Below are 23006 nucleotides of genomic sequence, written 5' to 3'. Positions count from 1 at the left end.
GGGTGTGAAAGGACGCCTCGTCCCTCATTCGATGGACAGGTTGTCAAAGTATTATCAACAAAGTTATCCACAGGTTGTGCCACGTGGATACCCCTCTGTCGATCAAGGATGATCCGTCATGACCCCACCCCTTTGCGCCGCTTGCCCACCTGCCGAACTGGAGGCGCGATTGCGCCTGCATCGTCTTCCCGAAGTGGGGGCGCGGCGCTTGCGTACCCTGATCGAAGCCTTCGGCAGCGCCTCGTCGGCACTCACGGCGCCGGCCAGCGCGTGGCGTTCGCTGGGGTTGCCCGCAGCCTGTGCCGAGGCCCGCCGCAGCGCCGAGGTGCGTGACGGTGCCAACGCCGCAATGGCCTGGCTAGAGCGTCCCGAGCAGCATTTGCTGATGTGGGACGACCCTGCCTATCCGGCCTTGCTGGCCGAAACGGACGATGCTCCACCGCTGCTTTTCGTCGCGGGCAACCCGGCTTTGCTGGAGCGGCCACAGCTGGCTATCGTTGGGAGTAGACGTGCTTCACCCCCTGCCCTGGATACCGCTGCTGCGTTTGCCCGGTGCCTGGCCCGGGCTGGTTTCACCATCACCAGCGGGCTGGCGCTGGGGGTGGATGGCGCCGCTCATCGGGCCGCGCTGGAGGCCGAAGGGCAGACGATCGCCGTGCTTGGCACGGGCCTGCAAAAACTTTATCCACAGCGCCACCGTGAGTTGGCCCAGGCGATTATCGACAGGGGCAGCGCGCTCGTTTCCGAGTATCCCCTCGATGCCGGGCCGCTCGCTGGCAACTTCCCCCGGCGCAATCGGATCATCAGCGGCTTGTCGTTGGGCGTGCTGGTGGTGGAGGCGAGCCTGGCCAGCGGCTCGCTGATCACTGCCCGGCTGGCTGCCGAGCAGGGGCGGGAGGTCTATGCGATTCCAGGTTCGATCCATCATCCCGGTGCCAAGGGCTGTCACCAACTGATCCGCGACGGCGCGCTGCTGGTGGAAAGCGTGGAACAGATCCTGGAAAGCCTGCGCGGCTGGCAGAACCTGCCTCCCGCGCCTGTGGACGAACCCGATCATCCGTTGCTCGCCCTGCTCCTGGCGGCTCCCCAGACCAGCGAAGGGCTCGCCCAGCGCAGCGGCCAGCCGCTGGCCCAGGTGCTGGCCAGCCTCACCGAGCTCGAACTGCAGGGGCGGGTCGGTAATGAAGCCGGGCGTTGGTTTGCCCGGGCCGGCTAAGTAAACTGCGCGTCAGCCTTTATGCGGAGAGACGACGATGGTGAGCAGTTGGCGTGTGCAACAAGCCGCACGTGAGATTCGGGCGGGCGCGGTGATCGCCTATCCGACGGAGGCGGTCTGGGGCCTGGGCTGCGACCCGTGGAACGAAGACGCGGTGTATCGCCTGCTGGCGCTCAAGTCGCGGCCTGTGGACAAGGGGCTGATCCTGGTGGCCGACAATATCCGCCAGTTCGATTTCCTGTTCGAGGATTTTCCACAGGACTGGATCGACCGCATGGGCAGTACCTGGCCGGGGCCGAACACCTGGCTGGTGCCGCATCAGGACCTGTTGCCCGAGTGGGTGACCGGGGAGCATGACACCGTGGCGCTGCGGGTCAGCGATCATCCGCTGGTGCGGGAGCTGTGCGCGTTGGTAGGGCCGCTGATCTCGACCTCCGCCAACCCCGGCGGGCGCCCGGCGGCCAAGAGCCGGTTGCGGGTGGAGCAGTATTTCCATGGCCAGCTGGACCTGGTGCTGGGTGGGGCGCTGGGGGGGCGCAAGCATCCGAGCGTGATTCGCAATCTGGCGACTGGGGAAGTCGTTCGACCGGGGTAACCGGTTGTTCTCGGCGGGGGCTACGCCCCCGATTCGTGGGCAAGCCCCACCCAGAAAACCCCGCAGACTTTTCTGATTCTGGCTTGAATAGCTATCTGACTCGCAATTCGGGAAATATCCTACGAACCCTGTCGACCGCCATCACCTTCTCAGTGGGAACTCCTGCCTCTAGGCTCCAGACCGTCGCCGAACAACTTGGCGATCGGGTGTGGTAACCCGGGCAGGGGAGATCTTGACAGTCAATGGTGGCTGTACGCGGGAGGCTTCGTGCCTACCGGGCATCCGAGATCTCCCCCGGTTTACCACCCCGTGTACAGCTACCACCTATCCGTGTGGTAACGGATGCGTGTCGGCCTTGATGCGAGATCTCATGATGAAAAAAATAGTACCCGACCCACCTTTACCCTCCACCACCACCCACCCCTTCGGCCGTTGCGACGCCGGTCACCCACCCCTCTTCACCGTAAACCCCGATATCTGCGCCCACGATGCCCTGGTCCACGTAGCGCTTTACCTGCGCTGTGCCTACGAAACCGGCTACAAGGCGCTTGACCACCTGGGTGAATCAGGTCGAGGCATGTACTGGTCGAGCTTGCATGCGATCGAGATGGCCGAGGGATTGGTGGAGGCCATGCTGGATGACATCGAGTCTGCGCCAACGGGGCAGCAGGGAGCCTGAAGCAAGGCAGGCAGAGCCTCATCAGGTCTAGCCCATTCGCGGGCAAGCCCGCTCCCACATGGCCCTGCAAATCACATCGTTGGTGATCGACTCAGAACCCTGTGGGAGCGGGCTTGCCCGCGAATGGGCCGCAGCGCGGCCCCGGGTTCAGGGCAGCAGAACCGTCGAACCCACCGTCCGGCGCGCCGACAATTGCGCTTGTGCCTTGGCCGCCTCGCTCAGCGGGTACCGTTGCTGGATATCCACCACCAGCTTGCCGCTGGTGATCATGCCGAACAGGTCATCGGCCATCAGTTGGGTGTTCTCGGCATTGTTGGCATAGGACGCCAGGGTCGGCCGGGTGACGTACAGCGAGCCCTTCTGCGCCAGGATGCCGAGGTTCACGCCGGTCACCGCGCCGGAGGCATTGCCGAAGCTCACCATCAACCCGCGCGGGCGCAGGCAGTCGAGCGAGGTCAGCCAGGTGTCGGCGCCCACGCCGTCGTAGACCACCGGGCACTTCTTGCCGTCGGTCAGTTCCAGCACCCGCTGCGCCACGTCCTCGCGGCTGTAGTCGATGGTTTCCCACGCCCCCAGCGCCTTGGCGCGTTCGGCCTTTTCAGCCGAGCTCACGGTGCCGATCAGCTTGGCGCCCAGGGCCTTGGCCCACTGGCAGGCCAGGGAGCCGACCCCGCCGGCGGCGGCATGGAACAGAATGATGTCGCCATGCTGCACGGCGTAGGTCTGCTTGAGCAGGTACTGCACGGTCAGGCCCTTGAGCATCACCGCCGCGGCCTGTTCGAAGCTGATCGCCTCTGGCAACTTGACCAGGTTGGCCTCCGGCAAGGTGTGCACCTCGCTGTAGGCGCCCAGCGGCCCGCCGGCGTAGGCCACACGGTCGCCGACCTGCAGGCGGGTCACCCCCTCGCCCACCGCCTCGACCACGCCGGCCGCCTCGGTGCCCAGGCCCGAAGGCAGTGCGGGCGGTGCGTACAGCCCACTGCGAAAGTAGGTGTCGATGAAGTTCAGGCCGACCGCATGGTTACGCACGCGAACCTGCTGCGGGCCGGGTGGGGCCGGATCGAACTCGACCCACTGCAACACCTCTGGGCCGCCATGCTGGCTGAACTGGATACGCTTGGCCATCTCGCACTCCTGTTGTCGGGATTGGGACAGGCCCTCTATCGGACGCCTTTGCTTGATCGCCGTCAACTGCGGCGTGGCGGCCGCCGGTGGTATGCTAGCCGGCGAATTTCTTCTCCGCTCCTTCCAGGTGACCCGATGACCAGCCGCACCGAGGCCGTGAAAGCCTACCTGCTCGACCTGCAAGACCGCATCTGCTCTGCCCTCGAGAACGAAGACGGCGGCGCCCGCTTCGTCGAGGATGCCTGGGTGCGCGAAGCCGGTGGCGGTGGCCGCACGCGGGTGATCGGCGAGGGCAAGGTGATCGAGAAAGGTGGCGTGAACTTCTCCCACGTGTTCGGTGCCGGCCTGCCGCCGTCGGCCAGTGCCCACCGTCCGGAGCTGGCGGGCCGTGGCTTCGAGGCGCTGGGCGTGTCGCTGGTGATCCACCCGCACAACCCGCACGTGCCCACCTCCCACGCCAATGTGCGTTTCTTCATCGCCGAGAAGGAAGGCGAGGAGCCGGTCTGGTGGTTCGGCGGCGGCTTCGACCTGACCCCCTACTACGGCAATGAGGAAGACTGCATCCACTGGCACCGGGTCGCCGAGCAGGCCTGTGCGCCCTTCGGCGCCGATGTCTACCCGCGCTACAAGGCCTGGTGCGACCGCTATTTCCACCTCAAGCACCGTGGCGAGCCGCGTGGCATCGGCGGGCTGTTCTTCGATGACCTGAACGAGTGGGACTTCGACACCTGCTTCGCCTTCATCCGCGCCATCGGCGATGCCTACATCGACGCCTACCTGCCCATCGTCCAGCGCCGCAAGGCCACGCCCTACACGGCCCAGCAGCGTGAATTCCAGGAGTACCGCCGTGGGCGCTACGTGGAATTCAACCTGGTCTACGACCGTGGCACGCTGTTCGGGCTGCAGTCGGGCGGGCGTACCGAGTCGATCCTCATGTCGCTGCCGCCGCAGGTGCGCTGGGGCTACGATTGGAAGCCCGAGCCGGGCAGCGAGGAAGCGCGCCTGACCGAGTACTTCCTGCAGGACCGCGACTGGCTCAGCCAGTAAGCCGGTGGAAACTTAAGGAGCCCCCATGGACCAGTACGTCGTTTTCGGCAACCCCATCGGCCACAGCAAGTCGCCGTTGATCCACCGCCTGTTCGCCGACCAGACCGGCCAGGACCTGGAATACAGCACCCTGCTGGCACCGCTGGATGAGTTCAGCGACTGCGCGCGCGGTTTCTTCAAGCAGGGCCGTGGCGCCAACGTCACCGTGCCATTCAAGGAAGAAGCCTTCCGCCTGTGCGACAGCCTGACGCCGCGTGCCCGGCGCGCTGGTGCGGTGAACACCCTGAGCAAGCTGGACGACGGCACCCTGCAGGGCGACAACACCGACGGCGCAGGCCTGGTGCGTGACCTGACCGTCAACGCCGGGGTGGAGCTGGCTGGCAAGCGCATCCTGGTCCTGGGCGCGGGTGGGGCGGTGCGTGGGGTATTGGAGCCGATCCTGGCGCATGGGCCGCAGTCGCTGGTGATCGCCAACCGTACCGTGGAGAAAGCCGAGCAACTGGCCCGCGAGTTCGATGAGCTGGGGCCGGTGGTCGCCAGTGGCTTCGCCTGGCTGCAGGAGCCGGTGGACCTGATCATCAATGCCACCTCGGCGAGCCTGTCCGGCGAGTTGCCGCCGATCGCCGACAGCCTGGTCGAGCCAGGGCGCACGGTGTGCTACGACATGATGTACGGCAAGGAGCCGACGCCGTTCTGCCAGTGGGCCACGAAGCTGGGCGCGGCCAAGGTGCTCGATGGGCTGGGGATGCTGGCCGAGCAGGCGGCCGAGGCGTTCTTCATCTGGCGTGGGGTGCGGCCGGATACCGGGCCGGTGCTGGATGAACTGAGGCGACAGTTGGCGCGGGGGTGAGCCCTGGTGTTGTGGGGCCGCAAAGCGGCCCCCGGCACCTTCACTCCTCGAACCGGATCGGACACAGCTCCACCCCTTCCAGCTTCTGCAACTCCTCGATCACCTGCGCACGGGCCCGATGCAAGGTCAGGCTGCCGCCGTTGCGCGTCAGGCGCCTGGCTTCGCGGTGCAGCATGTCCACCCCTGAATAGTCGATGAAGTTGATCTGCCGCGCATCGATCACCACGTGCGGCCCCTGGCAACGCTGCAGGCGCACCTGCAGGTAATGCGCGGCGCCGAAGAAGATCGAGCCGCCGACCCGCAGCACATCGGCCTCCCCTTCCCGGCTCTGCTGTACCCGTGGCCGCGAGGTGCGCTTGAGGTAGAAGAACAGCGAGGCCAGCACCCCGGCATAGATCGCCGTCTGCAACTCCAGCAGCAGCGTGGCGGCGGCGGTCAGCGCCATCACCAGGAACTCCGAGCGGCTGACGCGAAATAGCGCGCGGATCGCCCGGTGATCCACCAGCCCCCAGCAGATCAGCAGGATGCTGCCGGCCATGGCCGGGATCGGCAGGTGGGCGATCAACCCGGCACCCGCCACGGCGAACAGCGCCACCCACAGCGCCGAGAACACCCCGGCCAGCGGCGAGCGGGCGCCTGCGTCGTAGCTCAGCCCCGAGCGGGTGAAGGAGCCGGACGACAGGTAACCGGAGAACAATGCGCCGACCATGTTCGACAGGCCCTGGGCGCGGATCTCCTGGTTGGCATCGATCAACTGCTCGGAGCGCGCCGACAAGGAGCGGGCGATCGACAGGCTGGTGACCAGCCCGAGCATGCCCACCGCCACGGCGCTGGGCAGCAGGCGCAGGATCAGTTCCAGGTCCAGCAGCGGCAGGGGGCTCAGCGGCGGCAGTTGGCCGACGAAGGCCGGCACGCGCGGTACATGGCCGAAGAGGCCGGGCAGCAGCCAGGCCAGCAGGCTGACGATCACCAGGCTTATCAACAGGCTGGGCCAGCGTGGGCGCCAGAGCTTGAGGGTGATCCCGATCAGTACGGTGAGCAGGCCCAGTGCCAGGGAGGGCAGGTCCACCTCGCCGGCATGGCTGGCCAGGTCCTGCACCGTCTTCAATGCCGTGGCCTGGCTTGGCAGGTCCATGCCCAGCAGGTTCGGCAGTTGGCCGAGGGCGATCACCACTGCCGCGCCGAGGGTGAAGCCGATCACCACGGAATGGGAGACGAAGTTGACCAGCGCGCCGAAGCGCAGCAGGCCGAGCAGCAGTTGGAACACGCCGCCGAGGAAGGTCAACAGCAGTACCAAGGTGACGTAGTCGTCGCTGCCGGCGACCGCCAGCGGGCTGATGCTGGCGTAGAGGACGATGGAAATGGCCGCGGTCGGCCCGCAGATCAGGTGCCAGGACGAGCCCCACAGGCAAGCCACCAGCACCGGTACGATGGCTGCGTACAGGCCGTATTCGGCGGGCAGGCCGGCGATCAGGGCGTAGGCGATCGATTGCGGCAGGGCGAGGATGGCGCCGCTCAGACCGACCAGCAGGTCCTGGCGCAGGCTGCGGCCCGATTGGCGTGGTAGCCAGGTGAGAAAAGGCAGCAGGAGATGGAGGCGGGGCATGCGTTGTTCCTGGTATCCGGTCAGCATTCGAGATCGCAGGCGAGGGCTGTGCCCTCGACAAGGCCGCTCCCACAGGGATCGCGCATGTGGGAGCGGCCTTGTGTCGCGAAAGGGCCGCAGCACGGCCCCGACAGCTTAACAGGCGATGCTCACAACTTGGCCTTCACCGCCGCCAGGGCATCCCCGCCCTGCCTGGTGGTCACCCCGGCAAGCCAGCCCTCCAGCAACTGCGGGTGCGTCTTGACCCAGCCTTTGGCCGCCTCGTCGAAACTGACTTTCTTGTCCACGACCTGCGCCATGATGGCGTTTTCCATGTCCAGCGTGAACGTCAGGTTCCCCAGCAGTTTCGCGGCGTTCGGGCACGCCTGTGGATAACCGTTGCGTACCAGGGTGTATACGTCACCCTTGCCGCCGAACCATTTCTCCCCGCCGCTCAGGTAGTGCATCTTCAGCTTCACGTTCATCGGGTGCGGCGTCCAACCGAGGAAGGTGATGAACTGCTGCTTCTGCGTGGCCCGCTGCACCTGGGCGAGCATGGCCTGTTCGCTGGACTCCACCAGCTTCCACTGGCCGAGGTCGAATTCGTTCTTGTCGATGATCTGCTTGAGCGACAGGTTGGCGGGGGCGCCGGAGCCGATGCCATAGAGCTTCTTGTCGAAACGGTCGGCGTACTTGTGCAAGTCGGCGAAGTTCTTCACGCCGGCGTTCCACACGTAGTCCGGCACTGCCAGGGTGAACTCGGTGCCTTCGAGGTTGCGCGCCAGGCGCTGGACGTCGCCGCTGGCGATGAACTTGTCATGGAAGCCCTGTTGCGCCGGCATCCAGTTGCCGAGGAAGGCATCCACCCGGCCATCCTTGAGGCCGCCATAGATGATCGGCACGGCCAGGTTGTCGATCTTCACCTGGTAGCCCAGGCTCTCCAGCAGCAGGCGGGCGATGGCGTTGGTGGAGGCGATGTCGCTCCAGCCGGGGTCGGCCATCTTCACGGTGCTGCATTGCGTGTCACTGTCGGCGTGGGCCGTGACCGCACCCAGGCCAAGGGCCAGGGCGATCACGGCGGTGGAGAATCTATTCATGGCGGCCTCTCTACTCAATCCAGGGGTGCGGGCTGTGGATAACGTGCCTTGCGCTCGAGGTCGTCGAGATCGATATGGTTGCGCATGTACTGTTGGCTGGCGTCCACCAACGGTTGGTGGTCCCAGCTTTTCAGCTTGCCGATGGCCAGGGCCTCGGCCACCAGGCGGCGGCGGCGCTGGCTGGCCAGCACCTGCTGGCGCAGGTGGGGAAGGTCCCAGCGTTGCCGGGCTTCATCGACAAATGCCTGCAGCAGCGCCTGGTGATCCGGGCTGCCGGTGAGGTTCTCCCGCTCGTGCGGGTCGCGGCTCAGGTCATAGAGTAGGCAAGGGTCGTCCTCGCTGTACACGAATTTGTACGGGCCGCGGCGGATCATCAACAGCGGGCCGACCGTGCCTTCGGCCATGTACTCGCCGATCACCTCGTCATGCCCGCCATGCCCTTGCAGGTGGCCGAGCAGCGAGCGGCCGTCCAGGTGCAGGCTGGCGTCGACCTGGCCGCCGGCCAGCTCCACCAGGGTCGGCAGCAGGTCGCAGGTGGACACCGCGGCGCCGACCCGCGCCGGGGCGAAGCGTTTGGGCGCGTGGACCAGCAGCGGCACCCGCGCCGACATCTCGAACCAGTGCATCTTGTACCAGAGCCCGCGCTCGCCGAGCATGTCGCCGTGGTCGCCGGAGAACACGATCAGGGTGTCGTCGGCCAGGTCGCATTCCTCCAGGGTTTGCAGCAACTTGCCGATGTTGTCGTCGATGTAGCTGCAGGCGCCGAAGTAGGCGCGGCGGGCGTCGCGGATCTTGTGTTCGGGCAGCGGCTTGTCCCACAGGTCGTAGACCTTGAGCAGGCGTTGCGAATGTGGGTCTTGCGCGTGCTGGGCGAGGGTGTCGCGGGGCATGGGGATGTCCACAGCCTCGTAGAGATCCCAGTAGTGCCGGGGAATGGTGTACGGGTCGTGGGGGTGGGTCATGGAGACGGTCAGGCAGAACGGCCGGCCATCGCTCTCGCGGACATGGTCGTAGAGGTATTGGCGGGCCTTGAACACCACCTCCTCGTCGAAGTCCAGCTGGTTGGTGCGCACGCACGGCCCGGCCTGCAGCACCGAGGACATGTTGTGGTACCAGCTCGGGCGTTCGTCGGGGGCGTCCCAGTTCACCGCCCAGCCGTAGTCGGCCGGGTAGATGTCGCTGGTCAGGCGTTCCTCGTAGCCGTGCAACTGGTCCGGGCCGCAGAAGTGCATCTTGCCGGACAGCGCGGTGCGGTAGCCGAGGCGGCGCAGGTAATGGGCGTAGGTGGGGATGTCGGCCGGAAAGTCGGCGGCGTTGTCGTAGGCGCCGATGCGGCTGGGCAACTGGCCGCTGACCAGGGTGAAGCGCGAGGGTGCGCACAGGGGGCTGTTGCAGTAGGCGGCGTCGAACACCACCGCTCGCTCGGCCAGCCGGACCAGGTGCGGCATCTTGATGGGGGACGGGTTGTAGATCGGCAGCATGGGCGCGGCCATCTGGTCGGCCATGATGAACAGGATGTTAGGGCGCTTCATGGTTGGCTTCCATCGTTGAAAGTTATGGGAACCGCTTGCGAACGAGGATGAAGCCGTGGGTATCAGGGGTAAAGCCCATGGTGGGCAATGGCTGGGATTAGCTGGGGTTATGTTTTAGCCAGATAATTGGGCGGTGGGTTTCGATCCTGGGGCGCGAAGCGGCCCCAGCGCACTAGGGGACGAAGTTGAGATGCTCACCCTGGTGCAAGTTCAGCTCCAGGGCATCGACCATCCCCGCCGCGATCCGCGCCAATCGCAGCAAAGGCCCGGCCAGCCCAGGCTCCAGCGTGCCCTCGGTATGGCGAAAATGTTCGATCCCCAGCCCAGGCACTTCCTCCGGCGCATTGACCAGCGTCCAGCGCAGCGTGCTGCGTTGCAGCAGGTCGACGATCTGGTCGACGCACTCACGTTGCTCGTCGCTATGCTTTGCTGGCTCGTCCAGCACATCGAAATCGCCCACCAGTAGCAGGCGGCGTATAGTCGTGCGTGACAGGCCGGCCACCAGGGCCTCGGTCATCTGCCGTTGGGTCGGCAGGTCGCCGGGCGCGAGGGCCGACACCAGGGCGATCACCGCCGAAGCGCCGGCGACGCTCTGCTCGGCCTGGTGGGCATTGCCCAGCCCGCCTATCTTGAAGTGCAGGCCGGGGCGCGGTGCCTGGCGGTTGAGGTCATCGACCACCGCGATGACTTCGTGCTGGCGCGACAGCAGCTCGACGGCCAGGGCGCTGCCCAGGCTGCTTTCGGCGCCGAACAGGGCCAGCTTGAACACTGGGGTTTCGGCATTCTTCACCGGATCGCTCCCTTTGCGGGTCGGGTGATCGTTGGACTGCGCGCCATGCGCCGGGTTCGTTGTTATTCAGGAGTTATCGTGCAGAGGATCAAGGGGTATCACGCCCACGTGTACTACGACGCCAGCACCCAGGCCCAGGCCCGGGAGCTGTGTGAGCAAGCGTCGCAACTGTTCCCTGTGACCATGGGGCGCATGCACCAGAAGCCGGTCGGGCCGCACCCGGACTGGAGCTGCCAACTGGCCTTCGGGCCGGAGGTGATCGGCGTGGTGCTGCCTTGGCTGGCGCTGCATCGGCGGGGGTTGGTGGTGTTCCTGCATCCTCTGACCGGGGATGAGCTGGCGGATCACCGGGACCATGCGATCTGGATGGGGGCGGTGCGGCCGTTGGATCTGTCGATCTTCACTTGAGGGCCAGGGGCTGCTTTGCAGCCCATCGCCGGCAAGCCGGCGATGGGCCGCGAAGCTCAGGTGCGGGCCGAGCGTACGCCTTCGGCCAGTTGGGCGCACAGGCCCAATACGTCTTTCACGGCCTGGTCGGCATCGTTTGCCTGGGCGATCTTGTCGACCAGCGCCGACCCTACCACCACGCCATCGGACAACCTGGCGATGGCTGCGGCCTGCTCCGGCGTGCGGATGCCGAAGCCGACGCTGATCGGCAGGTCGGTATGGCGGCGCAGGCGGGCGATCGCCTCGTTGACGTGTTCGGTGGTCGCCGAACCTGCACCCGTCACACCTGCCACCGAGACGTAGTAGACGAAGCCGGAGCTGCGCTCCAGCACGCGCGGCAGGCGGGCGTCGTCGGTGGTCGGGGTGGTCAGGCGGATGAAGTCGATGCCCGCGGCCTGGGCCGGGGTGGCCAGCTCGGCGTCGTGCTCGGGCGGCAGGTCGACGATGATCAGGCCATCGACGCCAGCGTCCTTGGCCTCTGCCACGAACTTCTCCACGCCAAAGCGGTGGATCGGGTTGTAGTAGCCCATCAGCACGATCGGCGTGGCCTGGTTGCCTGTGCGGAACTCGCGGACCATCTGCAAGGTTTTCGCCAGGGTCTGGCCGGCTTCCAGGGCGCGCAGGGTGGCGAGCTGGATGGCCACGCCGTCGGCCATCGGGTCGGTGAACGGCATGCCCAGTTCGATCACGTCGGCACCGGCTTCTGGCAGGCCCTTGAGGATCGCCAGGGAGGCGTCGTAGCCCGGGTCGCCAGCGGTGATGAAGGTGACCAGCGCGGAGCGGCCCTCGGCCTTCAGCTCGGCGAAACGTTGTTCAAGACGGCTCATGCCTGTTTCTCCTGGGCGGCCATGTGGTTCATCACGGTTTGCATGTCCTTGTCGCCGCGGCCCGACAGGCACACGACCATCAGGTGGTCCTTGGGCAGGTTCGGTGCGCGCTTGATCGCCTCGGCCAGGGCATGGGAGCTCTCCAGGGCCGGGATGATGCCTTCCAGGCGGCAGGTGGCATGGAAGGCGTCGAGGGCTTCGTCGTCGGTGATGCTGACGTACTCGACGCGCTTCACTTCGTGCAGGTAGGCGTGCTCCGGGCCGATGCCGGGGTAGTCCAGGCCGGCGGAGATCGAGTGGGCGTCGGTGATCTGGCCGTCCTCGTCCTGCAGCAGGTAGGTGCGGTTGCCGTGCAGCACGCCCGGGACGCCGCCGTTGAGGCTGGCGGCATGCTTGTCGGTATGCACGCCGTGGCCACCGGCCTCGACGCCGATGATCTGCACGCTGGCATCGTCGAGGAAGTCATGGAACAGGCCCATGGCGTTGGAGCCGCCGCCGACGCAGGCTATCAGGCTGTCGGGCAGGCGGCCTTCCTTCTCTTGCAACTGGGCACGGGTTTCCTTGCCGATGATCGACTGGAAGTCGCGGACCATCGCCGGGTACGGGTGCGGGCCGGCCACGGTGCCGATCAGGTAGAAGGTGTCCTCGACGTTGGTGACCCAGTCGCGCAGGGCCTCGTTCATGGCGTCCTTGAGGGTGCCGGTGCCAGCGGTGACCGGGACGATCTCGGCGCCCAGCAGCTTCATGCGGAACACGTTGGCCTGCTGGCGCTCGATGTCGGTGGCGCCCATGTAGATCACGCAGGGCAGGCCGAAGCGCGCGGCCACGGTGGCAGTGGCCACGCCGTGCATGCCGGCGCCGGTCTCGGCGATCAGGCGCTTCTTGCCCATGCGCTTGGCCAGCAGGACCTGGCCGATGCAGTTGTTCACCTTGTGCGCGCCGGTGTGGTTGAGTTCTTCGCGCTTGAAGAAGATCTTCGCGCCGCCGCAGTGCTCGGTCAGGCGCTCGGCGAAGTACAGCGGGTTGGGGCGGCCGATGTAGTCGCGCTGGAAGTAGGCCAGCTCTTCGAGGAACTTGGGATCGGCCTTGGCCGCTTCGTACTCGCGGGCCAGGTCCAGCACCAGCGGCATCAGGGTCTCGGCCACGTAGCGGCCGCCGAACGAGCCGAACAGGCCGTTGGCATCGGGGCCGGCGCGGTATTGGGTCTGGGTCATGGGCGCTCCAGGGCGTGATCTGTGGTTGATGGGCTTTACTCTACCCACGACATGCCCGGCTGAAAACCGATAAGATTGCGCCAACCTGTCAGGAAAACTCACACGTCATGCGCCAGGACCTTCCGCCCCTCAATGCCCTGCGAGCCTTCGAGGCGACTGCCCGGCTGAACAGCGTCAGCCTGGCGGCCGAAGCGTTGCATGTCACCCATGGGGCTGTCAGTCGGCAGATCAAGGTGCTCGAGGAGCACCTGGGCGTGGCCCTGTTCGTCAAGGATGGGCGCGGCATCAAACTCACAGATGCCGGGATTCGCCTGCGCGATGCCAGTGGCGAGGCGTTCGACCGCTTGCGCGGGGTCTGCGTGGAACTCAGCCGCGATGTCGGCGAGGCCCCCTTCGTCCTCGGTTGCTCGGGCAGCCTGCTGGCACGCTGGTTCATCCCACGGCTCGGACGGCTCCAGGCAGACCTGCCGGAACTGCGCCTGCACCTCTCGGCAGGCGAAGGCGACCTCGACCCGCGCCGTCCTGGGCTGGATGCGCTGCTGGTCTATGCCGAGCCGCCGTGGCCTGCGGACATGCACGTCCATGTACTGGCCGAGGAGCGCATCGGGCCGGTGCTGAGCCCCTTGTACAGCGGCTTCGAACGGTTGCGCCACGCACCGGCAAGGGCCTTGCTGGACGAGCCTTTGCTGCACACCACCTCGCGCCCCCAGGCGTGGCCGACATGGGCCGCCTCGCAAGGGCTGGAGCCTGCCGCGTTGACGTTCGGCCAGGCGTTCGAGCACCTGTATTACCTGTTGGAAGCTGCAGTCGCCGGGCTGGGCGTGGCCATCGCGCCACAGCCGCTGGTGGCGGACGACCTGCGCGCCGGGCGTTTGAGCGCGCCCTGGGGCTTCTCCCCCACCCGCGCGGCGCTGGCGCTGTGGGTACCCCGGCGCGCCGCGGACGGGCGCGCCGGGCAGTTGGCGCAATGGCTGCGCAACGAGTTGGAGCGGCAAACCGCCTAGTTGCGCTTGCACATCAGCCAGGCGGCCAGCAGGCCGAGGGCGCCGATGGCGACCCCGGCGGTGGTCCAGGGATGTTCCTGGGCGTAGTCGCGGGTCGCAAGGCCGGTCTGCCGGGTGCGGGTCTTCACTTCCTCGTAGGCATCGCTGAGCAGGCTGCGCGAATGCTTGAGGGCATTCTCGGCATTGCTGCGGATGGCCTTCATGCTTTTCTGCGACTCCTCCGAGGCGTCGTGCTTGAGGTTTTCCAGGGTCTTGAGCAGGCTTTCGATCTCGGCTTCCATGCTTTCCAGGGATGTTTTGCGCAACGCATTGCGGGCCATGTCGACTCTCCTTCGCTGGGTAGGGGTGGTAAGGGTTGCGACTGCGCGGCATGGCGAAAGTGCGATCGAACTTTCGTCGTTGACGATTGCTCGCAGGTAAACCGGGCCTGCGCTGCTAGGCTCAATCTCAGACATCCAAGGAGAGTGCTCATGTCCGATCATCACACCTACAAGAAGATCGAGCTGGTCGGTTCCTCGACCACCAGCATCGAAGAGGCGATCAACAATGCCCTGGCCGAAGCCGGCAAGAGCATCAAGCACCTGGAGTGGTTCGAGGTGATCGATACCCGCGGGCACATCCGCGACAACCAGGCCGCGCATTTCCAGGTCACGTTGAAGGTGGGCTTCCGCATCGCCAATAGCTGAAAACAGCGCCGGGATGGCGTGTCCCGGGGCGATGGGTGAAGCGTCTTCCAGGGTGCCAGTCGTGGATTGGCGCCCTTTACGCTGTGGGTCTGAACAAGGAAAAGCGATCGATGAACAGACTGCTAGGGGTGGTGTGCCTGATGGCACTGGCCGGCAGTGCGCTGGCCGTGGGCAAGCCGTGCGAAGAACTCAAGGCCGAGATCGATGCCAAGCTCCAGGCCAAGGGCGTCTCCGGCTATGTGCTGGAGATCGTCGACAAGGGCGCTGGCGGTGGCAAGGTGATCGGCAGCTGCGAGGGCGGGACCAAGGAAATCATCTACCGCCGTGAGTGAGCAGGGCTGCTTTACAGCCCATCGCCGGCATGCCGGCTCCCACAGGCTTGGCGCCGATTTCAAGAGCGGCCCAGGCCGCTGTGGGAGCGGGCTTGCCCCTACCTCACTCGGCTTTCAGCGCCTGCGCCATCAGCTCATATGACCGTACCCGGTCCGCATGCTCGAACAGGTCGCAGGTGAAGATCAGCTCATCCGCTGCGGTCTGTTCCAGCAACACCTCCACCTTGGCCCGCACTTTCTGTGGGCTGCCGATCATCGCCAGGCCCAGGAAACTGCCCACCGCGTCGCGTTCGTGGGGCAGCCACAGGCCGTCCATGCTCGGCACTGGTGGGCGCTGCATCAGGCTCTGCCCGCGAATCAACGCGAGGATGCGTTGGTACACCGAGGTGGCCAGGTATTCGGCCTTTTCGTCGGTTTCGGCCACCACCATGGGCACGCCGAGCATCACGTAGGGCTTGTCCAGCACGGCCGAGGGCTGGAAGTGATCGCGGTAGATGCGGATCGCCTCGTGCAGGTAGCGCGGCGCGAAGTGCGAGGCGAAGGCGTAGGGCAAGCCGCGCATGCCGGCCAACTGGGCGCTGAACAGGCTGGAGCCGAGCAGCCAGATGGGCACCTCGGTGCCGTGGCCGGGCACGGCGATGACCTTCTGCTCCGGGGTGCGCGGGCCCAGGTAGCGCACCAGCTCTTCCACGTCGTCGGGGAAGTCGTCGGCGCTGCCGGAGCGCTCGCGGCGCAGGGCGCGGGCAGTCATCTGGTCGGCGCCTGGCGCACGCCCCAGGCCCAGGTCGATACGCCCCGGGTACAGGCTGGCCAGGGTGCCGAATTGTTCGGCGATCACCAGGGGTGCGTGGTTGGGCAGCATCACGCCGCCGGCCCCGAGGCGGATGGTCGAGGTGCCGTTGGCCAGGTAGCCGATCAGCACGGCGGTGGCGGAACTGGCGATGCCGTCCATGTTGTGGTGCTCGGCGACCCAGAAGCGGTGGTAGCCGAAGCGTTCGACATGGCGTGCCAGGTCCAGGGCGTTGCGCAGCGACTGCGCCGGGCCTGTATCGGCGCGCACCGGTACCAGGTCGAGGGTGGAAATCTTCAGGTCACGCAGGTGCGTCATCGGAGCCTCCGCAGCAGTGGTTGGCCAGAGGCCTTTTCGACTCTGTATGGGCATATCCGGCAGATTCAATGCCAGGTGTGGGACCGATCTGAACTTGCCGGAGGGTGTTGGCCTCTGAACCCATAGGCATACCTACCTCATGACCAGGAGGCAATCATGAAAAAGACAGCATCGGCGATCTGGCAAGGCGGTCTGAAGGACGGCAAGGGCTTGTTGTCCACCGAGAGCGGTGCGCTCAAGCAGAACCCGTATGGTTTCAACACCCGTTTCGAAGGCTCGCCCGGCACCAATCCGGAGGAACTGATCGGGGCGGCCCATGCCGGCTGCTTTTCCATGGCCCTGTCGATGATGCTGGGCGAGGCGGGGCTGACCCCGGAGCGTATCGATACCATCGCCGAGGTCAGCCTCGACAAGCAGCCAGACGGCTTCGCTATCACAGCCGTGCACCTGACCCTCAAGGCCAAGGTGCCTGGGGCCAGCGACGCGCAGTTCCAGGAGATCGCCAACAAGGCCAAGGCCGGCTGCCCGGTTTCCAAGGTGTTGAACGCGAAGATCAGCCTGGACGCCACCCTGCTCTCCTAGCGGCGCAACGGGGACGGTTTCCTGTAGTCTAACCAGCGTTGGCAGCCCGACTGCCTTTTCAGGAGCCGTTCCATGATCCGCGTTGCAACCGTCGTGCTGGCTTGCCTGCTGGGCACGACCGCATGGGCCGCGCCCAAACCGTGCGAGGAGCTCAAGGCCGAGATCGAAGCGAAGATCCAGGCCGCCGGCGTGACGTCTTATACCCTGGAGATCGTGCCCAACAGCGAGGTCCGCGACCAGAACATGATCGTCGGCAGTTGCGATGGGGGTACCAAGAAGATCATCTACCAGAAGAACGACCGCTGACAGGGGCTACTTGGGGCCACTTCGCGCCCATCGCCGGCCAGCCGGCGATGGGCTGCAAGGCAGCCCCGTCGTCAGGGGATGCAGAACACTTCGCTGGGCTCGTTCACCACCACCTTGCGGCTGGCGTCGAACAGCAGCACCTGCGGTTGCATCACCGGGGCCCGTGCCTCCAGGCGGTAGCGCTCTCCGGCCTTGAAGCCGTCGTAGCGCACGGTCAGGTAGCAGGTGCGTTCGGTCGGGTCTGTCGTGAAGCCGCCCGCATACACTTCGTAGTCGAAGCGCACTACCAGCTCGTGCCGGCCAGGGGTGACCTGGAAATAGCGGCCATCATCGAGGCGCTTGCCGTCCAGGCGGTCTGCCATGATGGTCCTGCCGGGGGTGATGGTGTAGAGGTCGATCCAGGCTTGCTTGGGGTCGACGGGCGGCAAGGGGCTGGCGCAGGCCCCCAGTGCACTGAGGGCGATCAGCATCATGGGCTGGCGCATGGCGAGACTCCCGCTTGCGGTTTACAAGCTACAAGCATAGCGCCGCGCGCGGTCCCCAGCCATGCGCCATGTCACGTCGAGCATGCCTTTCAGGTGCGTTGGCAGCCTGCTGGCAGCCCTTGTCCCACCAGCTTCTGCTGCTGGTCGTAGAGCTTGATCCAGGGGCGAAAGCCAATGCTGCCCGCTTGCAGGCGATAGCGCTGGCCGGCGCCGAAGTCCTTGAACGTCAGGTTGAGCTGGCAATCGCGCCACAGGGGTTCGTCCACCGGGCCGATGTTGCTCGGGGTCACGGCGAACTGATAGCGCACGGTGAGCTCATGGTGGCCAGGCGGCACTTCGAAATAGCGGGTATCGGCCCAGTCGCGCTCGTCCACCTGGACAGCGTGCAGCGAGGTGTCGTCATGCGGGGCCAGGTCGATCCAGGCCTGGTTCGGGTCTGGGTCCGGCAAGGTGGAACACGCGGACAGCAGCATGAGCGTGCCGACGGCAAACAATGGACGCATGGCGAAACTCCCCCCTGGCGAGATAGTCTTGGAACGCACTGGCCGTGAGCGAGACAGACTGCCCCGATGTTCAGACTTTTTCTTTTCTTGCGCTCAAGCCCTGGGGCACTCGACCGCTTTTTCCCTGTTTTGGTTCCCCTGTTGGCGGCCCTTCTGCTGAACGGTTGCGCCAGCGTCGGCTATTACGGCCAACTGGCCCAAGGGCAGTGGCAACTGTTGCGCGCCCGCCAGCCGGTCGAGCGTGTGCTGCAGGACCCGGCCACGTCCCCTCGACTGCGCCAGCGCCTGCTGCATGCCGAACAGGCCCGGGCGTTCGCCAGCGAGCAACTGAAGCTGCCCGACAACCGTAGCTATCGGGTCTACGCCGACCTGGGCCGGCCTTTCGTGGTGTGGAACCTGTTCGCCACGCCCGAGTTGTCGTTGCAGCCGGTGACCCACTGCTTCCCGATCGCTGGCTGCGTAGCCTACCGGGGCTACTACCGCCAAGGGGCTGCCCGGGGCGCGGCGGCCTTGATGCGGCAGGCGGGCATGGACGTCTATGTGGGGGGCGTGGAGGCCTATTCCACATTGGGTTGGTTCGACGACCCGATCCTGTCGTCGATGGCCAGCTGGGACGACGAGCGCCTGGCCGCGCTGATCTTCCACGAGCTGGCGCACCAGCGTTTCTATGTGAAGGACGACACGGCGTTCAACGAGTCCTTCGCCACCTTCGTCGAGCAGGAGGGATCGCGGCAATGGCGCGTGGCGCGTGGGCTTCCAGCGATTCAGGAGCGCGCCGTGCGCCAGCGTGAGCAGTTCATCCGGTTGGTGCTGGCTTGCCGTGAAAGGCTCCAGGCGATCTATGCCGGCCCCCTGGACGATGCGGGCAAGCGGGCGGCCAAGCAGGCGGAGTTCGAACGCCTGCGTGCAGAGTACCGGGTGCTGCGGGATGGCCAGTGGGGCGGTGACCGGCGGTATGACGCCTGGATGTACGGGCCGCTGAACAATGCCAAGCTGTTGCCGTTCGGGCTGTACGACCAGTGGGTGGCGGGGTTCGCGGCGTTGTTCGAGCAGGTGCGGGGGGATTGGAGCCGGTTCTATGCGCGGGTCGAGGCGTTGGGGCGGATGCCGGCCGAGGTGCGCAAGGCTGAGTTGGCCAGGTTGTCGGGGGGACGCTGACCGGGGGGCCGCTGCAAAGCAGCCCCTGGTCATTGCGTTCAGGCGCCGATGAACGCCTGGTGCATCTGCGCCAGGGTGTCGAAATGGAACGCCGGCGCTTCTGCCATCAACTCCTCCCGGCTGCCGAAGCCATACCCCACCGCCACCGCCTGCAACCCGTTGCTGCGGGCTCCGATCAGGTCGTGCTTGCGATCGCCGATCATCAACGTCTGCGCCGGGTCCAGGCCTTCTTCGTCGAGCAGGTGGCGGATCAGCTCGACCTTGTTGGTGCGGGTACCGTCCAGCTCGCTGCCGTAGATCACCTTGAAGTGATGATCGAAGGCGAAGTGCCGAGCGATCTCGCGGGCGAACTCCCACGGCTTGGAGGTGGCGATGTACAGGGTCCGGCCCTGGCCGTTGAGGGTTTCGAGCAGCGCTGGCACGCCTTCGAACACCAGGTTTTCGTACAGGCCGGTGACGCGGAAGCGCTCGCGGTAGAAGTTCACCGCCTCCCAGGCCTTGGCCTCGTCGAAGTCGTAGAACTGCATGAAGGCCTGCAGCAAGGGTGGGCCGATGAAGTGCTCGAGCCGTGCCAGGTCCGGCTCGTCGATACCCAGCTTGGCCAGGGCGTACTGGATCGAGCGGGTGATGCCCAGGCGCGGGTCGGTCAGGGTGCCGTCGAGGTCGAAAAGGATGTTCTGCTGGTGCATGCGCTGCTGTCCACTCAGGTGTTCGGGGGCAAGCCCCACAGGGATCATTCGGGGCGGTCGTAGCCTTCGGCCAGGTGTTGGTCCTTGAGCTTGACGTAGTTGGCGGCGCTGTAGGGGAAGAAGGCGCGCTCCTTGTCGGTCAGCGGCCGGGCCTGCTTCACCGGGCTGCCCACGTACAGGTAGCCGCTTTCCAGGCGCTTGCCGGGCGGCACCAGGCTGCCGGCGCCGATGATCACCTCGTCCTCGACGATGGCGCCGTCCATGATGGTGCTGCCCATGCCGACCAGGATCCGGTTGCCCAGGGTACAGCCGTGCAGCATGACCTTGTGCCCGATGGTCACCTCATCGCCGATCAGCAAGGGGAAGCCGTCCGGGTTGAACGGGCCGGCATGGGTGATGTGCAGCACGCTGCCATCCTGCACGCTGGTGCGCGCACCGATGCGGATACGGTGCATGTCGCCGCGGATCACGGTCAGCGGCCAGACCGAGCTGTCCTCGCCGATCTCCACGTCGCCCAGCACCACCGCCGAGCGGTCGACGAAAGCCCGTGGCCCAAGGTTCGGAGTGTGCTGCTGGAATGTTCGGATGGCCATGATAGCGCCTCTCTTGAATGCCGATAGGCGGGCTGCCTGCTGCGGTCGGCGTCGATTGTAATTAAGATGGGCGCGTGTTTCTCCTGCCAAGGTATCCAAACCGTGAGTGCGAACAACCCGCTTCTGCAGTCCTACGATCTGCCGCCCTTCTCGGCGATCCGTGCCGAACATGTGCAACCGGCGATCGAAGAGATCCTGGCCGACAACCGCAAAGCCATCGCCGAGATCCTCGAAAAGCAGGGCCAGCACCCTACCTGGGCCGGCCTGGTGCTGGCGATGGACGAACTCAACGACCGCCTGGGCGCGGCCTGGAGCCCGGTCAGCCACCTCAATGCGGTGTGCAACAGCAAGGCGCTGCGCGAGGCCTACGAGTCTTGCCTGCCGGCCCTGAGCGCCTACTCCACCGAGCTTGGGCAGAACCGTGCGCTGTTCGAGGCCTATGAAGCGCTGGCCAACAGCCCGCAAGCCGCAGGTTTCGATGCCGCGCAGAAGACCATCATCGAGCACGCCCTGCGTGACTTCCGTCTGTCGGGTATCGACCTGCCGGCCGACAAGCAGCAGCGCTACGCCGAAGTGCAGAGCCGCCTCAGCGAGCTGGGCAGCCGCTTTTCCAACCAGTTGCTGGACGCCACCCAGGCCTGGACCAAGCACGTCACCGACGAGGCCGTGCTCGCCGGGCTGACCGAGTCGGCCAAGGCGCAGATGGCCGCCGCCGCCCAGGCCAAGGGCCTCGACGGCTGGCTGATCACCCTGGAGTTCCCCAGCTACTACGCCGTGATGACCTACGCTGCCGACCGTGCTCTGCGTGAAGAACTCTATGCCGCGTATTGCACCCGCGCCTCCGACCAGGGCCCGAACGCCGGCCAGTTCGACAACGGCCCGGTGATGAGCGAGATCCTCGACCTGCGCCAGGAACTGGCCGAGCTGCTGGGCTACCGGAACTACGCCGAACTGAGCCTGGCGACCAAGATGGCCGAGTCCAGCGACCAGGTGCTCAGCTTCCTGCGCGACCTGGCCAAGCGCAGCAAGCCATTCGCCGCCCAGGATCTGGAGCAGCTCAAGGCCTACGCCGCCGAGCAGGGTTGCGCCGAGCTGCAGAGCTGGGACGCCGGCTACTACGGCGAGAAGCTGCGCGAGCAGCGCTACAGCGTGTCGCAGGAAGCCCTGCGCGCCTACTTCCCGATCGACAAGGTGCTCTCGGGCCTGTTCGCCATCGTCCAGCGTCTGTACGGCATCGAGATCGCCGAGCTCAAGGGCTTCGACAGCTGGCACCCGGACGTGCGCCTGTTCGAGATCAAGGAAAACGGCCAGCACGTGGGCCGCTTCTTCTTCGACCTGTACGCCCGCGCCAACAAGCGCGGCGGTGCCTGGATGGATGGCGCCCGTGACCGTCGCCGTACTGCCGCGGGCGCGCTGCAGAGCCCGGTGGCCAACCTGGTGTGCAATTTCACCCCGGCCGCGCCTGGCAAGCCGGCGCTGCTGACCCACGATGAGGTCACTACGCTGTTCCACGAGTTCGGCCATGGCCTGCACCACCTGCTGACCCGCATCGAGCATGCCGGTGTTTCCGGTATCAACGGTGTGGCCTGGGATGCGGTGGAACTGCCGAGCCAGTTCATGGAGAACTGGTGCTGGGAGCCCGAAGGCCTGGCGCTGATCTCCGGCCACTACGAGACCGGCGAACCGCTGCCCCAGGATCTGCTGGACAAGATGCTGGCAGCGAAGAACTTCCAGTCGGGCATGATGATGGTGCGCCAACTGGAGTTCTCGCTGTTCGATTTCGAGCTGCACGCCAACCATGGCGACGGCCGCAGCGTGCTGCAGGTGCTGGAAGACGTGCGCGACGAGGTCTCGGTCATGCGTCCGCCGGCCTACAACCGCTTCCCCAACAGCTTCGCCCACATCTTCGCCGGCGGCTACGCGGCGGGTTACTACAGCTACAAGTGGGCCGAGGTGCTGTCGGCCGATGCCTTCTCGCGCTTCGAGGAAGAAGGCGTGCTCAATGCCGAGACCGGCCGTGCCTTCCGCGAAGCCATCCTGGCCCGTGGCGGCTCCCGCGAGCCGATGGTGCTGTTCGTCGACTTCCGTGGCCGCGAGCCTTCCATCGATGCGTTGCTGCGCCATAGTGGCCTGAGCGAGGACGCGGCGGCATGAGTGAGGTACGTGTGAACAAGACCAAGAAGCGCTTCATCGCCGGGGCGGTTTGCCCGGCCTGCAGCGAGACCGACAAGCTGATGATGTGGGACGAGGACGGCGTACCGCACCGCGAGTGCGTGGCCTGCGGGTTCTCCGACACCCTCAACGAGCAAGGCCTGTCGATTCCGAAGGAGCTCGGCACCCGGGTCAACCAGCTGGCGCCCAAGGCGCCGGCCAAGGTGCAGACGGTCCAGTTCTTTCCCAATCCGAAGCTGAAGAAGCCAGCGGAGTGACACGTCTGCAACGCCCCGGTTCGCAACATCGGGGCGTTGTTGGGTGTGTTCCGTCGGCCAGGTGGTAGATATTCAACCCTGCACCCCGGGGTCAGCCCTATAGCCTCTCGCGCTCCTTTTCATTCGA

27 protein-coding genes are annotated in these 23006 nt (G+C 66.0%); 14 read left to right on the top strand and 13 right to left on the bottom strand.

The features are described 5' to 3' along the window. The first annotated feature begins 118 nt into the window (after positions 1-118). The 3 genes from dprA to ABFA30_RS04380 all read left to right on the top strand — a co-directional run bounded on the left by dprA (position 119) and on the right by ABFA30_RS04380 (position 2490). Complete coding sequence (gene dprA / locus ABFA30_RS04390) at positions 119-1216, top strand: DNA-processing protein DprA (protein WP_253080748.1); 1098 nt, start codon at positions 119-121, stop codon at positions 1214-1216. Positions 1217-1253: 37 nt separating this feature from the next. Then, positions 1254-1811, top strand: coding sequence for an L-threonylcarbamoyladenylate synthase (locus ABFA30_RS04385; RefSeq protein WP_225789942.1), 558 nt, complete (start codon positions 1254-1256; stop codon positions 1809-1811). A gap of 370 nt (positions 1812-2181) precedes the next feature. Continuing rightward, entirely contained in the window at positions 2182-2490 is a 309-nt protein-coding gene (locus ABFA30_RS04380) for a DUF3077 domain-containing protein (protein WP_410046027.1), read from the top strand. A 147-nt stretch (positions 2491-2637) separates the two neighbouring features. On the opposite strand, the gene ABFA30_RS04375 is transcribed toward ABFA30_RS04380, so the two are convergent. Then, a complete protein-coding gene (locus ABFA30_RS04375; RefSeq protein WP_225789944.1) occupies positions 2638-3615 on the bottom strand; it encodes an NADPH:quinone reductase in 978 nt (325 codons plus the stop codon). 135 nt (positions 3616-3750) lie between these two features. Here ABFA30_RS04375 and hemF point away from each other — a divergent pair, with 135 nt between their 5' ends. After that, positions 3751-4662, top strand: coding sequence for an oxygen-dependent coproporphyrinogen oxidase (hemF, locus tag ABFA30_RS04370; protein ID WP_225789945.1), 912 nt, complete (start codon positions 3751-3753; stop codon positions 4660-4662). 25 nt (positions 4663-4687) lie between these two features. Further along, positions 4688-5512, top strand: a complete 825-nt coding sequence (gene aroE / locus ABFA30_RS04365) for a shikimate dehydrogenase (protein ID WP_225789946.1) — start codon at positions 4688-4690, stop codon at positions 5510-5512. 40 nt (positions 5513-5552) lie between these two features. Here the strand turns inward: aroE and ABFA30_RS04360 are convergent, their stop codons facing one another. The 4 genes from ABFA30_RS04360 to ABFA30_RS04345 form a co-directional block, all read right to left on the bottom strand. Beyond that, the gene (locus ABFA30_RS04360; protein ID WP_253080750.1) at positions 5553-7118 is read right to left on the bottom strand and encodes a SulP family inorganic anion transporter; all 1566 of its coding nucleotides are present in this window, start codon (positions 7116-7118) and stop codon (positions 5553-5555) included. Between the two features lie 149 nt (positions 7119-7267). Further along, positions 7268-8194: a choline ABC transporter substrate-binding protein gene (gene choX / locus ABFA30_RS04355; protein ID WP_225789948.1), complete on the bottom strand. Its 927-nt coding sequence runs from the start codon at positions 8192-8194 to the stop codon at positions 7268-7270. Between the two features lie 14 nt (positions 8195-8208). After that, a complete protein-coding gene (betC, locus tag ABFA30_RS04350) occupies positions 8209-9726 on the bottom strand; it encodes a choline-sulfatase (RefSeq protein WP_410045180.1) in 1518 nt (505 codons plus the stop codon). A 172-nt stretch (positions 9727-9898) separates the two neighbouring features. Next, positions 9899-10516, bottom strand: coding sequence for an NAD(P)-dependent oxidoreductase (locus ABFA30_RS04345; RefSeq protein ID WP_225789950.1), 618 nt, complete (start codon positions 10514-10516; stop codon positions 9899-9901). A gap of 78 nt (positions 10517-10594) precedes the next feature. Between ABFA30_RS04345 and ABFA30_RS04340 the strand changes: the two genes are divergently transcribed. Next, a complete protein-coding gene (locus tag ABFA30_RS04340) occupies positions 10595-10924 on the top strand; it encodes a DOPA 4,5-dioxygenase family protein (protein WP_225789951.1) in 330 nt (109 codons plus the stop codon). Positions 10925-10980: 56 nt separating this feature from the next. On the opposite strand, the gene trpA is transcribed toward ABFA30_RS04340, so the two are convergent. Together trpA and trpB are read right to left on the bottom strand one after the other, a co-directional pair. Continuing rightward, positions 10981-11790 (bottom strand): tryptophan synthase subunit alpha, encoded by an 810-nt coding sequence (trpA, locus tag ABFA30_RS04335; protein WP_225789952.1) that lies wholly within the window; start codon positions 11788-11790, stop codon positions 10981-10983. Next, positions 11787-13004 carry a tryptophan synthase subunit beta gene (gene trpB, locus ABFA30_RS04330; RefSeq protein ID WP_225789953.1) on the bottom strand — a complete coding sequence of 406 codons (1218 nt, stop codon included), beginning with the start codon at positions 13002-13004 and terminating at the stop codon, positions 11787-11789. The genes trpA and trpB overlap by 4 nt, the downstream gene beginning before the upstream one ends. Before the next feature lie 107 nt (positions 13005-13111). On the opposite strand from trpB, the gene ABFA30_RS04325 reads away from it, so the two are divergent. Beyond that, entirely contained in the window at positions 13112-14008 is an 897-nt protein-coding gene (locus ABFA30_RS04325) for a LysR family transcriptional regulator (protein ID WP_225789954.1), read from the top strand. On the opposite strand, the gene ABFA30_RS04320 is transcribed toward ABFA30_RS04325, so the two are convergent. Continuing rightward, on the bottom strand, positions 14005-14328 hold the full coding sequence (locus tag ABFA30_RS04320) for a YqjD family protein (protein WP_225789955.1): 324 nt from the start codon (positions 14326-14328) through the stop codon (positions 14005-14007). The genes ABFA30_RS04325 and ABFA30_RS04320 overlap by 4 nt on opposite strands. 150 nt (positions 14329-14478) lie before the next feature. Here ABFA30_RS04320 and ABFA30_RS04315 point away from each other — a divergent pair, with 150 nt between their 5' ends. Beyond that, positions 14479-14694, top strand: coding sequence for a dodecin (locus tag ABFA30_RS04315; protein WP_225789956.1), 216 nt, complete (start codon positions 14479-14481; stop codon positions 14692-14694). 110 nt (positions 14695-14804) lie between these two features. Further along, positions 14805-15026 carry a DUF1161 domain-containing protein gene (locus ABFA30_RS04310; RefSeq protein ID WP_253168143.1) on the top strand — a complete coding sequence of 74 codons (222 nt, stop codon included), beginning with the start codon at positions 14805-14807 and terminating at the stop codon, positions 15024-15026. 103 nt (positions 15027-15129) lie between these two features. Here ABFA30_RS04310 and ABFA30_RS04305 read toward each other — a convergent pair whose 3' ends face one another. Beyond that, positions 15130-16134, bottom strand: coding sequence for an LLM class flavin-dependent oxidoreductase (locus tag ABFA30_RS04305; RefSeq protein ID WP_225789958.1), 1005 nt, complete (start codon positions 16132-16134; stop codon positions 15130-15132). A 156-nt stretch (positions 16135-16290) separates the two neighbouring features. Here ABFA30_RS04305 and ABFA30_RS04300 point away from each other — a divergent pair, with 156 nt between their 5' ends. Both ABFA30_RS04300 and ABFA30_RS04295 read left to right on the top strand, forming a co-directional pair. Then, complete coding sequence (locus ABFA30_RS04300; protein WP_225789959.1) at positions 16291-16716, top strand: OsmC family protein; 426 nt, start codon at positions 16291-16293, stop codon at positions 16714-16716. A gap of 72 nt (positions 16717-16788) precedes the next feature. Beyond that, entirely contained in the window at positions 16789-17022 is a 234-nt protein-coding gene (locus tag ABFA30_RS04295; RefSeq protein ID WP_225789960.1) for a DUF1161 domain-containing protein, read from the top strand. A gap of 71 nt (positions 17023-17093) precedes the next feature. Here ABFA30_RS04295 and ABFA30_RS04290 read toward each other — a convergent pair whose 3' ends face one another. Beyond that, entirely contained in the window at positions 17094-17507 is a 414-nt protein-coding gene (locus ABFA30_RS04290; protein ID WP_225789961.1) for a hypothetical protein, read from the bottom strand. Between the two features lie 89 nt (positions 17508-17596). Then, the gene (locus tag ABFA30_RS04285; RefSeq protein ID WP_225789962.1) at positions 17597-18010 is read right to left on the bottom strand and encodes a hypothetical protein; all 414 of its coding nucleotides are present in this window, start codon (positions 18008-18010) and stop codon (positions 17597-17599) included. 66 nt (positions 18011-18076) lie between these two features. On the opposite strand from ABFA30_RS04285, the gene ABFA30_RS04280 reads away from it, so the two are divergent. Further along, positions 18077-19168 carry an aminopeptidase gene (locus ABFA30_RS04280; RefSeq protein WP_368816104.1) on the top strand — a complete coding sequence of 364 codons (1092 nt, stop codon included), beginning with the start codon at positions 18077-18079 and terminating at the stop codon, positions 19166-19168. 38 nt (positions 19169-19206) lie between these two features. On the opposite strand, the gene ABFA30_RS04275 is transcribed toward ABFA30_RS04280, so the two are convergent. Both ABFA30_RS04275 and ABFA30_RS04270 read right to left on the bottom strand, forming a co-directional pair. After that, positions 19207-19857, bottom strand: a complete 651-nt coding sequence (locus ABFA30_RS04275) for an HAD family hydrolase (protein ID WP_368816103.1) — start codon at positions 19855-19857, stop codon at positions 19207-19209. A 44-nt stretch (positions 19858-19901) separates the two neighbouring features. After that, positions 19902-20450: a gamma carbonic anhydrase family protein gene (locus tag ABFA30_RS04270; protein ID WP_225789965.1), complete on the bottom strand. Its 549-nt coding sequence runs from the start codon at positions 20448-20450 to the stop codon at positions 19902-19904. Positions 20451-20552: 102 nt separating this feature from the next. Here ABFA30_RS04270 and prlC point away from each other — a divergent pair, with 102 nt between their 5' ends. Together prlC and ABFA30_RS04260 are read left to right on the top strand one after the other, a co-directional pair. Further along, positions 20553-22604 (top strand): oligopeptidase A, encoded by a 2052-nt coding sequence (gene prlC / locus ABFA30_RS04265; RefSeq protein WP_253091320.1) that lies wholly within the window; start codon positions 20553-20555, stop codon positions 22602-22604. Beyond that, positions 22601-22879: a YheV family putative zinc ribbon protein gene (locus ABFA30_RS04260; RefSeq protein WP_225789967.1), complete on the top strand. Its 279-nt coding sequence runs from the start codon at positions 22601-22603 to the stop codon at positions 22877-22879. The genes prlC and ABFA30_RS04260 overlap by 4 nt, the downstream gene beginning before the upstream one ends. Positions 22880-23006 lie beyond the last annotated feature (127 nt).

Origin of the sequence: Pseudomonas sp. HLMP, from assembly GCF_046365545.1 — a bacterium.
In the GTDB taxonomy this organism is placed as follows: Bacteria; Pseudomonadota; Gammaproteobacteria; order Pseudomonadales; family Pseudomonadaceae; genus Aquipseudomonas; species Aquipseudomonas guariconensis_B.
This window is presented reverse-complemented; position numbering and strand designations above follow the sequence as displayed.